The sequence below is a fragment of the Candidatus Nitrososphaera sp. 86-2 genome, from assembly GCF_056726185.1.
The window spans coordinates 2,236,919-2,250,914 of the sequence record NZ_JBWZON010000001.1; the positions used below are offsets into that span (position 1 = coordinate 2,236,919).

General features: G+C 44.8%; 10 protein-coding genes. 5 read left to right on the forward strand and 5 right to left on the reverse strand.

All coding sequences use genetic code 11. The annotated features are described in order from the left end of the window. Window positions 1-448 precede the first annotated feature (448 nt). The 4 genes from ACYOR7_RS13345 to ACYOR7_RS13360 all read right to left on the reverse strand — a co-directional run bounded on the left by ACYOR7_RS13345 (window position 449) and on the right by ACYOR7_RS13360 (window position 2,217). Complete coding sequence (locus tag ACYOR7_RS13345; protein WP_479914216.1) at window positions 449-598, reverse strand: hypothetical protein; 150 nt, start codon at window positions 596-598, stop codon at window positions 449-451. A 207-nt stretch (window positions 599-805) separates the two neighbouring features. After that, a complete protein-coding gene (locus tag ACYOR7_RS13350; protein ID WP_479914217.1) occupies window positions 806-1,309 on the reverse strand; it encodes an Lrp/AsnC ligand binding domain-containing protein in 504 nt (167 codons plus the stop codon). Then, a complete protein-coding gene (locus tag ACYOR7_RS13355) occupies window positions 1,278-1,532 on the reverse strand; it encodes a hypothetical protein (protein WP_479914218.1) in 255 nt (84 codons plus the stop codon). Before ACYOR7_RS13355 ends, ACYOR7_RS13350 begins: the two co-directional genes overlap by 32 nt. Window positions 1,533-1,872: 340 nt before the next feature. Beyond that, complete coding sequence (locus tag ACYOR7_RS13360; protein WP_479914219.1) at window positions 1,873-2,217, reverse strand: hypothetical protein; 345 nt, start codon at window positions 2,215-2,217, stop codon at window positions 1,873-1,875. Here ACYOR7_RS13360 and ACYOR7_RS13365 point away from each other — a divergent pair. From ACYOR7_RS13365 to ACYOR7_RS13375, 3 genes are all read left to right on the forward strand, one after another. Beyond that, window positions 2,195-4,579 carry a chitobiase/beta-hexosaminidase C-terminal domain-containing protein gene (locus ACYOR7_RS13365; protein ID WP_479914220.1) on the forward strand — a complete coding sequence of 795 codons (2,385 nt, stop codon included), beginning with the start codon at window positions 2,195-2,197 and terminating at the stop codon, window positions 4,577-4,579. The two genes, ACYOR7_RS13360 and ACYOR7_RS13365, sit on opposite strands and share 23 nt — an antisense overlap. Window positions 4,580-4,827: 248 nt before the next feature. Next, entirely contained in the window at window positions 4,828-4,992 is a 165-nt protein-coding gene (locus ACYOR7_RS13370; protein ID WP_479914221.1) for a hypothetical protein, read from the forward strand. Window positions 4,993-6,304: 1,312 nt separating this feature from the next. Beyond that, the gene (locus ACYOR7_RS13375; protein WP_479914222.1) at window positions 6,305-6,988 is read left to right on the forward strand and encodes a winged helix-turn-helix transcriptional regulator; all 684 of its coding nucleotides are present in this window, start codon (window positions 6,305-6,307) and stop codon (window positions 6,986-6,988) included. A gap of 4,500 nt (window positions 6,989-11,488) precedes the next feature. On the opposite strand, the gene ACYOR7_RS13380 is transcribed toward ACYOR7_RS13375, so the two are convergent. Then, window positions 11,489-11,614: a hypothetical protein gene (locus ACYOR7_RS13380; protein ID WP_479914223.1), complete on the reverse strand. Its 126-nt coding sequence runs from the start codon at window positions 11,612-11,614 to the stop codon at window positions 11,489-11,491. A gap of 650 nt (window positions 11,615-12,264) precedes the next feature. On the opposite strand from ACYOR7_RS13380, the gene ACYOR7_RS13385 reads away from it, so the two are divergent. Continuing rightward, window positions 12,265-12,720 (forward strand): DUF7144 family membrane protein, encoded by a 456-nt coding sequence (locus tag ACYOR7_RS13385; protein WP_479914224.1) that lies wholly within the window; start codon window positions 12,265-12,267, stop codon window positions 12,718-12,720. Window positions 12,721-13,719: 999 nt separating this feature from the next. Further along, window positions 13,720-13,902: a hypothetical protein gene (locus tag ACYOR7_RS13390; protein WP_479914225.1), complete on the forward strand. Its 183-nt coding sequence runs from the start codon at window positions 13,720-13,722 to the stop codon at window positions 13,900-13,902. The last annotated feature ends 94 nt before the right edge of the window (window positions 13,903-13,996 follow it).

The following is a 13,996-nucleotide window of genomic DNA, read 5'->3' on the forward strand; positions in this document are numbered from 1 at the left end:
CATCATTCGTAGCTGCTGCCTCGCCGGCGGCCGGCCAAAGAGATACCGACTTCGTCGCTGAACTAAATGGTTAGTTTTTCCTCGATATGTTCGTGCACGTATCTCATCCATGCCATATTTTCATGCCGCTCCGTCAAACCTATGGGAAAATAGCATAGACCAATGCAATGCAAAGTAATCCAAATAGACGATTATCCGCATAAGTTCGAGAAAGGAAGAAAAATAATTGTGTCAGAACAGGCAAGACTGGCAATACCATTAGTTGCAATTTGGGATTGACGTGAGCAACACAAGCTTCCAGAGAGGTGCTGTCCAGCCAAGCCCTACCCACGCATATCCTGCCCTGACACCTCAAAATATGCGAGAGAAGCTTATGAAAATTCTGGAGACTTTGTACAAAGCTTTAGCCAGGAAGCAAATATCATTGACTAAATAGCGCCAGAGCGGGCTAGGTCGACGATGATGACGAGGGCGACGCATTCTGGGCAACCACAAGGACTACTACACTGCCACTGGAGCAACAGCAGCCGCCATACTGTGTCAAGACTGTCAATGGAACTGCTGCATCGCCGATGTCGTCATCATCATTTTCCGCCATCCCATTATTGTTATCCCGCTCTGGCGCCCTGTCCTATCCAAGTTGCTTTAAAGTCGTTGCGGAGCTCTTTACCAGAGGATTGCCCACTAACATCTGGAATGATTCTGGAAAAGCCTGTGGACGGATAGACATCTGGCAGACTAAATCAGAGTCGATAAGGTCTTTTGCAGAGTTTTTCTACTGGCCACTTGGTCGCTGAAAAATAAATTATTTGACGCCCATTACAATACTCGTCACAATACCAATCACGCCTGCGACAGTTGCGACGTTTCTGATAACTCTTCCTAACTCGGTTTCGTTGCTTACATTAACCTTCAGTACTGCGTCGTACAGACCGTTTGTGGCGTTCGTTTCTATGACTCCCTTTACTTTTCGCAGCGCGCTTATTGTCGCTGACAAGGTCCTATAGTCACAGTTTACAAACACGAGAGCCTTAGTCATCGCAAGCCTGTCGCCGTTTGAGCATAAAGGTGTTTGCAAAGCTGCTCCCAAGAGCAGAAAAATAAAGAAATCCTTCCTTCTTCTTTGGAAGTTTGAATGATTCAACTTGCAGACTTCTCCGGTACCTCTTGGAAGCTTGATGGGATCAGAGCCAGCAGAAGTAGGTAAATCTCTACTAGAATAGTCGGTACTGTTAACAATGCAACTGATCACGTTCATTTTGTTTGAAGGAATTAATTTAATCTGACGATGAATCGACAGTATCTCCATTCGAGAGGCCCCTCTGCGCAACGTCGAATGTTTTTAGCTCAAGACCAAGATCGGATGCAAGCGCAACAAAAACTGAGTCGTACAGAGCGCACTTTTTCCGTAGAGCCAGCTGGTACGCCTCGTCAAAAGCCTTGGCAGACTCGTCCTTCCTGTAGCCAGCCTTTCTTTTTGAGAGGATCTGAAAATCCCTCTCTTTTCTCGACGTGACTGAGTCGCGGTCCACCGAACATCTGTGGACAGACAACGCGCTGACTGCGATACCCGCGGGATGAAGGGAGTGGAAGATATGCGTCTCTGTTCCAGAGATGATGATTATTCGGGTAACAATAACAACGCGATGATAGGCTAGAAGAAAATTATGAGTAAATGCTAGGTAAATTTGTAGGTGTGTCAATATACTATTTGAGTTGTACCATGACGACCATCAAAAATTGTTACTACGGGAATTTGGCTCTAGTGATTTTCCGGGTGCACTTCCTCCTTCCATCTCTCTATAGAGGACCTAGATTTTGCAGCCCACTGACTCTTGACGTCATGTTAAATCTAATACGCTTGTGTACAATTCATCTGAGGCAGCTCTGGACTGAAAATCCTTCGGAAAAAAGCAGAAAGATGAACTTTTCTCGTATATAGAAAATCCTGTGATTTTGTTCTGTGAAAATTCGATCAGCAGCATCTAGAGCATTATCGTCATCATCAAATTCTGCTCGAGGTGGCCATAGTGGCGGCAGCAGTAAATCTACACAGCAGAAGGCAATCATCTCTTCTTTTCCTTCTGCCGCTAGTACTTTGCCTGCAATAGCAGCTTCGTTCTTGATTGTATTCGGCATGATTTCTGCACCGTTGTCTGCTCGAGCCGCGACAATTCCGGGTGCATGCAACTGCGTGATCTTTAGGCTTGATGACATTCAAGATTACTGGATTAACAGCGTCCAAATTGCGCTCATGGACCACTTTATGGAAAAAGGCGAGAGACTTACCGTTGGAACAATTATGAACTTTATCGGAAATGACCCTTCAGTGGTAGACAAGGTAAGGGCAGGCCTGAATTCCGGAACATTCGAACTTGCAAGCCATGCGTGGAGCCACGTCGATTATAGAACTCTGACTCCTCAAGAACAACGTGATACACTTCAACAGGCCAACCAAAAGATGACCTCTCTTTGGGGGAGCAGTGCAATAGTATTCATTCCTCCTTACAATGCCTATAATGATGACACTCTCGCCGCGCTCCAAGCACTGAATATGAAGATAATAAGTGCGGAATTTGACCAAGAGCTCCCAAGCATATACGATCCAGACAACCCGGACAGCGCAAGCAACAAAGTGTACAAGGCAATACCAAACTCAGACATCAAAGACTCTCATGGCATCTATCACCTTCCACAGGTAATAGGATTCTACACATACGATTCAGAGCCTCCAACAAAGACTTCAATGAATACATTGACAAATCGCATCGATTCGACAATATCTTCATACGGGTATGCGGTTGTAACACTGCACCCTCAGGACTTTGCTGTAAAGGATTCAAGCCAGAACCCTACAAACCAGATTTCAAGCAGCGAACTTGCGGATCTGGACACTCTCATAAAAAATATTAAGTCAAATGGGTATGTGATAGGGACGTACTCGCAGGCAACGGGCAGTGCTGATAATAATAATGATGGTGGCGCTGATGGTGGTTCTCCTTCGCCCTCGCCACCACCTTCCGAACCGCCTGCCAATGGTAATGACAATAATAATAACAATAGTGCTGATACAACTGCTCCTGAGATAATAACCGCACCGGCAGATATCACAATGGAAGCTACAGGCGTTCTTACGCCTGTTTCATTACAGCCGCCAGCGGTGCACGACGACAAGGATCCATCTCCGGATATCTCCAATGACGCGCCTGGCGGAGGATCCGAATCTGGAGGAAATAGGGGCAGAGGTTTTACCGTTGGGACTACCATCGTCACTTGGAATGTAACTGACGCTTCCGGCAACACCAAGACTGTAACACAAAAGGTTACCATAACAGATACTACGGCCCCGTCAATTCCTAGGCTGCAGTCTCCAGATAACAACTCCAAGATCGTAAATAATGGCGGCGCAGTGATGTTTGAATGGACAAAGGCAACCGACCTGGCTTCGCCATCAGTAAGGTATGATCTGGCCGTCGCAGACAATCCTGACTTTGAAAATCCTGCCGTTATATCGCAAACAGGACTTGACGCACTAACCTATACTCTTCCTAGCTCAGAGCCATTGGCTGATGGGGCATATTACTGGAAGGTAAGGGCATCTGATTCATACGGGAACAAGAGTCCCTACAGTGGGGTGAGCACGTTTACTGTCAGCAGCAATAGTAGTGATAGCAGCAGCAACAATAATGGCAGCAGCGGTAGTAATAGTACCGGCAAAAATATCTCGGTGACAGCCTCGCCTCCAGCTGGCACATACGCTTCTGCTCAGACCGTCACTCTGACATCCACCGAATCTGCAGTAGACATTTACTATACAACAGACGGCACAAATCCCGCCACATCGGCAAGCACCAAATACTCTGGACCTATATCGCTAAGCTCCTCTGCGGTACTAAAGTTCGTCGCAAAGGACAGCGCTGGCAACTATGGAGATGTCGTCATGCAGGACTATGTCATTAACAGAATTGTCGGTAGTAGCGGTGGCAGCGGCGGCGGTGGCGGAGGAGGCGGCAGCTTTGTTGGTGGTGGTAGCGGCGGGGGTGGGGGCGGTGGAGGAGGCTCCGCTTCTGGCGGCAGCTTCACTGCCGATGGCCAGACGTCTACGTATGCGGACTCGCACTTTGTACAACATCCGCTGGACCGGATTCGGTTTGTAACCTATGGTGCGATGAATTTGCTGCAGAACAACATAGTCATGACATCTGTCAGCTCTGGGCAGCAGGTAAACATCTCGGCTACATTCAAGAACTATCAGAGCAGCCCACAGAACTATGTCTTTATAACGCAGGTTGAAAAAGACGGCGTTACTTTTAGCATTGACTGGGCAGCAGGCACGGTAAACGCTGGGCAGACAGATACTGCTTCACGCCTTTGGGCGCCCGCAGGCGACTATGAGCCTGGCGACTATACTATCAAAGTCTTTGTATGGGACAAACTAGGTGGTGGGCCGTCGTCATCATCATCTCCTTCTGCGCTGTCCGAAGTAGGAGTATCCAAAATATCTGTTGTCGCGCCAACGCCCGGACTCTTACCCCCATCGCCATCACTACAACAACAGAGCGAGTTGCCGCAAATATGAGAGCAAGAACCAGTACACTAGCATTTTGAGCATGTAGGTAGGTGCACGTCGTGGAGAGCCACATACGCGAGTGGCTTTCACCGGAGTGCAAGAATCCTGTGTATGCAAGAAATGCAAGAAAACGGAAGAAAGTTGTAGGATGAGTTCGCAACGGAAGTGATGCAAAAATATCAAGAGAGCCTGGCAGACGAATAATGAAGCCTCATTTTTTAGGAAAGTCATTTTTAGGATAAAGACGATAATTACACATGAATAGAACAAATGAGTTTGAAAAGCTAAATGACAGAAAGGCAACTTATCTTACTGTAGACGATGAAACCATCCGCCAGCTGAAAAACTACTACAGATTGGAAGACCATGGTGAATTATTGCAATTCATCAAAGACATTGTCATTGTTGGCGACGAAGAATAGTCGCGGCAAGGGCCGCGCGGAATTTTTTCAGAAGAGAAGAACGCGCTAAACCTACACTCGACTTAAAACTAATGGATGCGCGATTAAACAAGGAAGGAATGCGAGCATATGGAAATTCAAAATGACAACATTTCAGCGTTACCACAAGAACCAAAACAATTTGTTATTTGCGATGATTGCCATTGGTGCGCAACTGCAATAAATACGCGAATGTTTGACCCATCGGGATGCCCTTCATGTCATAAGCCATTAAGCGCGATACCTATAGGCAACGACGAACGATTTGCCTACAACTATAGCGAAAAACGCGGTGTAGAGCTGGCATTTTCACGCATAGACGGCAATATGCAGGCTAATAGTTCTAAACTTATTTCCTATGCATAATAGAACACACACATCTTTTCTCCTCTTCAACCAAGCTAGTTCTGAAGCTGCGAGAAGCGCTATTGGTGCAGAAGAAGAGATTCTGGTTAGTTAGGCTTGAGCCCAGATTGTTTAAAGATACCGCAGAGAGGGGCTTGTTGTTTCCTTTTGCTTTTGAATATCCTTCAATCTCTTCTTCAAGACGCGATTATGCGGTCTAAGTCGGAATTTACACCCGCAACAAGGACAATGAATTGACGGAAATGCCATAAAGATATCGCATGTCTGACAGCGTTTGTTACCGGTTTGGTAATGCCCTAATGCTGTCCTTTGCACCTTAAACTGCTCGCATACGCCTTTGCAGCGGTAGGTCAATATTCTGCAAGTTCTTTTGATACGATAATAGTAGAGAGTCTGATTTTTGCGGATTTAATGACAACATGAAACTACTGAATGGGCCAAAAAATGATTTGATCTCATCATTTTTGTGCAGACCGTTGCCTTAGTGGTCAGTTTCAAACTCTGCCTCTGGTAAACATTTGTTACAATACTTCCTGACAAAAACTGCTCCTTCTATCCTAAAGAGGGCTTCAACTGTAGCAGTTTTGACAGTACAATGAGAGCAAACTGATATTTTCTTTCTAAGAGCTTTTGTTGCGGGCCGGACTGCAAAAGGACGTACCACGATGTTCACCCCTGAAAATTCAATAGATAAATTTTAACATCACGATGTAACTGTGAAATGAACAGTGATAATAAATAGTAAAAGAAACAGGTAATTTTCTTACCTGAGAGTTTCTCTAACAATCTAGATTTTTTTGGCGCATTTTTAAGATTATGGAATGATCTGGTGAATGGAATAAAGATCCTGGATTTGCTTTTCGACCTTTTGTATCCTATAGTAGATTTAAAGATAGATTTAAATCCTACCGGTATTATAGCACACTAAATGTCGGCAGAAACTACCCCAATCGTCGAATCTAAAGCTACAACTCAAAACACTTCCAGACAGGCATTAGAAGGAGAACTACAGAGAATCGGTGTCAATGCGGACTTCTTCAAGACCCTAACAGTAGACCAGCTGGCGGATTTGCTATTTGGCCTTAACCGGGCTGTCAGTGCAAATGCCAGTTCGGTTGCCGCAAAACAACTAGGAAAAAAGATCGGCGGGGTAGGGCTTTCTGCAATTGACAAGAAAATATTGAGGGCAATATTGGAATCAAAAGGGAATCCCTCTTCGCTGCAATTATCAAGAGCGTTGGATATACCAATAAGTACCGTTCAACGAAGGCGAAGACGACTTGAAGAGGAATTTGTACATGAATCATATGGTTTGAGATACGAGAAATTCGGCAAGAGGCTTGTCACGTTCATTGTTTCGTATGGCGCAGGTAACAAGAATTCGGTTGCAGACGAGATTCTTGGTCTTGAAAAAGTGGTCGCAGTCTCTCGTGTATTTGGAGATAACGCAGATCTGAAGGTTGAAGCGCTTCTAGAAGGCAATCGTGAATTTATGGAAATGTCAGAAAAAATCAGGGCGATTCACGGAATTCAAAAAATAAGCTGGTTTGAATCACTTGAAGAGCTGGGCAGGAAAAAAGAGATTGACTTTTCGATAATAGAATCCTGTTGATCATTAGTGAATAATCTGGCGCAGGCGCACCTATCTATTCGTGGTCCATCGCTTTTTTCAAAGACTCAATATCATAAAGCTCGTTGCAGGTTTTGCATATCCACCACCACACCGTTTTCTTCCCGTCGATAATTTCTGAATCTAACCGTTTGCCGCATTTTGGGCAGGATATCGTAGGTTAGAACAATTCCCTATAATACTTACATATACAACTCAAATTTAACCCAAGAAGTGGAGTATTTGGGCTGACGCATCATAGTACAATAGACCTAGTTAGACATGATGACTTTCTTCAATACATAAAAGTCAAAAATTGTCTGGCAGGATTTGCATCGCCACCACAATGCCGTTCGCTGCTCATTCAGGGCTTCGACTGAGAGCAAGCTCTTGCAAATAGGGCACGTTAGCATTGGTGGTGGCGTTTTCTACAAGCAATCCTCGCTAGATATCCAAACGCTCCACTTTCAGGGCTGGAAATGAATTGCTCGTCACGCTAGCTTCTTTCAAACCTACTGCTGCTATGGGCTAACCAGGATGGAAACCAGAAGACAGAGTGATCTGGCCCAGCCATAACCATTGAACGGTGCGTATTTTCAACTTGGTATTGCAAGACTGCTAGCAAAAGCGCGGCTCTAGAATATTGTAACAGCAGATTCTATATCGTCTTGTAGCTAAGATTAGTCACCTGTTGAAGATACTTTTCCACTGATCAGCCGATAAGCAAGCCTTAACAATTACATTTGTTGATAAGCGACAAACGGGCAAGACACCACCAGATATGAGCAATCCGAGCGCACTGTGACGCCGGTCTTCGTCGGTCGTGCCCTATTGGTGCTGTGGCTGGTATCAATAGGGTCTCTGCGTGTGTGGTTTGCCCCTGCCGCGATTAGATACTTGGGGTATTTGTAGCAGCGGCAGGGGCTTGCCATGTTGTTCATCAGGTCGTTCGTGCTTCATGACAGGTCGGGCGTTACACCACCATGCCCGGCACGAACAGTTGCAAGCGCCGTTAATTATTATTTTCGTTCAAATATGATTTTTCGATGCGCTTTACCATGATATATTGCGTGTATGTTATCTACTGCGTGCTACAATGATTTATTGTATTACTTTATACGGTTCGCAAATAGACAAAAATTGCTGTCATAAGAAAAATCGGGTTGCCGACGAGTTTATTATCAAGCCTGCCCCTACCGCGATTGTGCTCCTGGCCGCGACAGGGGCGGGGGTATTAGGTTGTGTTATATTCGACTTGCTCAGGCACGGTTGTGCCAGTGCCTGATAGTAAACTATCAACTAGTATCGTTCTTAAGACTTGCTCATCGGCTGATAAGTGTACATTGTAACACAACTGCAATTGAGAATGTCCGCGAAAATTGCGAATAGAAAAATTATGCTAGCTCAGAATACTAGCTGAAGCTGCATTTTAGAGCTGATTTTCGTACAATATCGATTCAAGATTGCAAACTCATTTTATTTCGACGATCGTATAATATTGTACACCGCGCTATGGCGGCCGGCTTGCTCAGGGGCATGCGCGCACAAATGTGCGCCCCTACTTGTTGGCTTTGCAAGTAGGGGCTTGTTTCTTCTAACATATGTTTGAAAAATGGTGTTCGACAAATTAACAATCTCTATTGATTCGCATCTTCATAACTGAAGAAAACAAGACAAATGTTATGCATGACATTTAGATAGAATGCGGACACTTTACCGAGTTAATCAAGCAATAATACTCTACTCGCAATATTGTCATTATCAGGTATAAGTGCAAACGTGCCTGAGCAAGTAGAAACACTATGACCCCAAGACATAGCGACCGGCCCCTGCCGCCTTGTTCATGCTTTTTGGCAGGGGCTTTTTAATGACAGAAAGTCTCTTCGTCCTGTCTCATATTGACCGGTTAATTATTATGTTAATTCTTTGCAGAAGATTCTGTCAAGTGTGCGCCCTAACACACCTGACAAATCAGAACTACTATCGCCCTCGCCGCGTTTAGCGGCGTGGCGAGGGTATTCTGGTTTTTATTTATATATCTCGTTTACCTGGTTGGCTGCCAATTAACCTTAATTCTTTTTCTGTCAGAATTACGCGCCTTCATTTTATTGGCTAGATATGACCTGTGAAACTAAATAATCAGATGAGATTAAAGAACTATTGTAGTAAATCATAAAGTAAGCGTAGGCTGCAGATAGTCTTTACCTTCATACCGATTCTAACCTCTGGGCGTTTTATTGCATCAGAAAATTAACCAAATTTGTATTGTATGTGATAATACCTGCTTTGACCGTGTCTACTAGTTTTAGTAGTATTCTTTTTGTCTATTTTACTTTTAATCCGACGTTTGTTAGTTCAACAGTCGACACCGCCGATTTGGTAGTTGATGGTCATGCTAATTCGCACCGAATAAACGGTCCTTTTCCCCTTGTCGAACGGAGATAGAAACATCCCGCGTCCTCTAATGGCACAGCGCAAGGGCGCGGGACGTAATGAACTCTTTCCACGGCTCTAACTCGGGTGATCAGGGGAGCAGAGAGTGGGCTTGATGGTGGTGTGGGAGGGGTCTGGTCATGTAGCTTATGTCTCTGACTCTGCTCAGCCTGTCACCGTTGTTGCCAATACTAATGACTACTTAGTATATCAGATAATAGAACAAAATTCCACAATTAAATGGGCCATCATATCATCTAATGCAACTTGCACCATATAGTGCAAGATATATAGATAGATAGAGATGGAGATGAAGAAAGAGAGAGAGTGAGACCACACTCTAGTTTCGAGCATGCTGGTCGTTACACATGGCGGCGTCTAGGCATCAGCAATTCGTTGTTTCACCTGGTCCAACTTGAACTCCATCTGTGACATGAATCGCATTTCCAGAAATATGTTAGATCTTCAGCGTCCAATGAGAGCCTTTTTCCAAAAGTAAGCCACAATCAGGGCATGAGAGCATATAGATTTAGCGAGAGAGACCTCGCCGTCAAAAAAATAATAATGAGCTTCGGCATTTTCCAGAAGATGAACAACTAGGCGAGACTAAAAACGAAAACCTTTCAGCCTGCAAGAGAAGAGAAGAATTCATCAGTGCCGCCTATCTGAAGAAGATTAAAAACGCATGATAGGAAGGATCCGCCCTGCCGGAGGATTAGGATACGGACTTGGCGACAGGGCGGGGAATGAACAGGGTACCTTTGATACCCTGGAATTTTCTTCCAATCATCGCATAAACAGGTATCGAAACTGCTTAAAGTTCCTGTCACGTTCGTATGGATGCGTCTCATTGTGCCGGACGAATATCCCTCGACGTGAGCCAACAGGGGGAGAGGGGGGTCAGGCTTGGGCTGGCTTGCAGCAGGTAAGGACTTGAGCAATTTGTGCCAGTCACCCCTGACCTTTTCCTTATTGAGGACCGAAGAAGAATCAAAGATAAGAAAAAAGACTGACGATTGACCAATTGAATTCTTTTTGAAAATAGGTTGCTGTATTTAGCATAAGCGATAATTTTATACCCCTGATTGTTGTTTGTCAAATCATAATCAATCTACCCCGCAAACCAGCGTGAACAAGCCCGCGGGGTAGGATGAAATCACCGGCCAACACCTATTGGCACAACGTTGGCCGGTACTTTCACTTTCATCTCCTGATAATAAAGAGTATCTCGCTAAATCAAGAATATGCAGATTAGTCATTCATGTAATCAAGAATGACGTAAAATTGTACCATTTAACCATCAAATACAGAATTGTGCACCCATAAATCAGGATTGACAAAGAATAGAGCGAGATCATCAATAATCTGACTTTTTCATAATATTCTTGGCTCGGCAATTCTGAACCGGGTAAACATCCTCTGCTAGGTTAGATTAACAAATGGATATTCGAGGTCCTACTCCGGAAGTCGTTCCTTTAAGATAATCGCTGCTCTTTAGATGCGTGTCAAATTCAGCCTTCGACAAACATTCATCGCAGTATCTCTGCATAACGGTAAATTCTTGGGTATTGAACAGTACATCGTTGGTTGCTGGCTTTGAGCACAAGTGACAGTAAGAAGGTAAGGCATTTTTGTGTCGGGAGGATCGTCTAATTTCGTACTTATGTGACATAAATCATTACAGTAGAACTATTATTAAGGACTTTTTTGCATTTAAGATGCACTTTCGTTCAATGTACACTCAACCCTTATAGTCTTGAGCGACATCCAGATCAATGCAGATGGTTTCCCTTTCCATCTTGCCTAAGACGGGGTCAGATGAGGGCTCTGTGTGGCTAATAGCACCAGCGCCTCCTGACCTTTTCTTATTTTTCTCCCCGAGTCACTAAACGTTGCAAGTGCGGCGGGCGAAAACACTGACCCGTCAGAAGGCGCAAAGGACATTCGTCTTGTGACACGATGAGCAGGTCTTTTGGCGTATGCTTGGATTGCGGGTTGAACGAGGCCCAATCTGATGTAATATTTTGCTTCATTGGAAAGAGTCTATCATTATGTAACATTATTGGCATTCTATGTTTTTGGCTCTTCGCTCTTCATGAGGGAGGTGGCCAGGCTTATATCTGTCAGCTCCAGATCTTGGTGGTCGCTAGCCGTCATCGATTCCTTTGTGACGTTCTTCAATCTCTTGTCTTTCATTTTTCACGTGGTCTTCCAACGCCTCTAGAGTATCAAATACCATACCGCATTCCTTGCAGCGGAGGATATCTGAAGACATCTTGAGATGTATTCTCGACGCAATATCTTAAAACACTTGCCAAAGAAGTAGTCAGATTCTTTGCCTATTCCTTCACTCTCACCTTCCTCTAGTGTGAATGACGCTATGCTGATGTCTTGAGGATTTCTTTGGCTATTGCTATTTTGCCGCTATCGAAAAAATAAAATATTGAATTTCGCATTAGCATATTCGCTCGTAAGCTACAAGAAGGCGGGCCGTCGCTTACGTATACGCTAGGTAGAGACTTAACGTCCGTATCCGTTTGCCCGCACCTTCATGGCTTGCGGCTACCCATGTGCACGAAGTCCGTATGTGTGTGTGTCCTTGACTAGTGAGGTCTGTATGCCCCGTCCTCCATCTTTGGGTGTGCAGCGCGGCTCGGGCGGGCGGGGCCCGTCTAGGCTGGATTTTTTTTATGTAATATCTTTAACTCCCCATATCCATCACGCCGCTACCGCTCGCCCGACGGCGCCTACTAGCTACGTATCGAGGAGCTCCTTATCCCGCCTATCGAAGAACTTTTTCTGGAACAAAGCCAATCTCATTAATATCATAAAATCGTTATAACGTCATGAGAACGACAACTGGAACGGGAACAAGACCGTTGGGCGTTAGCATAATCGCCATCCTAAATGTCATCAGCGGCATCATCATGCTGATAGGCGGTGTAGGATTGGCAGCGGTAGGTTCTGCGCTGCCGACCATGACTACTGTCAATCCAAACGCAGGTGGACAGATGGCCCTTGTAGGACTCTTGGGTGGAGGCGCTGCAGCAGTAGGAGCTGTTCTCATCGTGCTTGGCATAGTGTCCTTCATAGTGGCATGGGGCCTATTCAAGGGAAAAGGATGGGCTTGGACGGTCACTATTATCCTCTCAGGCATCAGCGTCATCATGGGCATCGTCTCACTAGTAGGCGGAAACTTTGGAGCGATAGTCAACATCATCATTGCAGGTGTAGTTATCTATTATCTGTACCGGCCACATGTCAAGGCGTACTTTGGAAAAAGTGCTACCAGCGTGGTGTAAGAAGTACTAGGAAGTAAGGAATAACAGCGGCAAGCTTGAGGAGTAGATTGATCGTCCAAATCTGCTCATTCCTTTCTTTTATTTTTTATTCGGACCATCATTGCTCGCACTATGCATGGTCAAAAATCTTTAATTATTTATTTTCCAATATTTTCTCATCGGGTGTCTCGCACCTCAACACACACCTGAAAACCTAAATCCAAGTTCCCATCCTCGTCGTCGTTTCGGTCATGCCGGCGGGGATGCGGTAAATATTCAGGTCCACTTCCCTTTTGAATTCCGGCATCAAGCATAGCCGTGACCGATCAAGTTAGTGGACTAAGATATTGGCCAATGTGTCTCCTTACGCCAAAGCCTCTGATGTAGCTGGGAAGATCCTTTGGACGCACTGGCAGAGGCCGTGAAGTTGGAAATGTTGAAGTATTCAGAGAGAATCCATGCCCAAGTTGAATGCAGAGCCACAAGCACTCTGCCGCATACACACCTTCGTCTTTTTTTGACTAAAGCTTGCTGCTGATCCATACTTAAATAATTCCACTTTCTAGTATTGTAAAAACTCGGCCCGCACCAATTCATTCCTCATGAACCGAGCGGGCCAAGGATTAGACGCGTGTGTTGTTGTCGGCCATGTTCATTGGTTGCTGGCTGCTACGCCAAGTTGAACCGTGGCCGACGACCTTCTAATTTGATGCTCCGATATTAAGAATATAGCTTCAATTGAATCAGTGTAGGCAGTTTCCAGCGTTGTTCTATTGATTTTCCTGTCCAGAGTTAAACTCATTTTGGGTATTTTTCCAGCGTTTCGTTTGAAGGTAACGCAGACCTCGCATCGAATTACGAGCCTGCCCATATCTAGTTTCTTTATGAAAAGTTCTCGCAGTGACAAGTGTTATTGGAGCCGTCATCTTGATTGGAAAACACAAAAATATTCAAGCTCCATTAGTGATATCCGTCGCCTTTTGACGAATCTCCTTAATTTTCGTATTGAGTAATATCAACATGACCGCAAACTCGAATATTGATAAAAAGGACAAGAAACCGAAGATAGCAGACGTTGATGGAACCAAAGTAGACCTCACAAAGGAGGCGTTAAAGCCAATTACCAAGGCAAAATCAAAAGAGGATAAGGAGTTTCAAGAGTTAGAAGTTGAATCGACGAAAGGTGGAAAGAATGCTGAATAACTTGAACCGTTGATTCTACTATGCCCGCCCCAAAGCGCCCTTCCTTTTTTCACAACATCTTGTACATTATTATCATAAGTGGTTTGGTCAAATG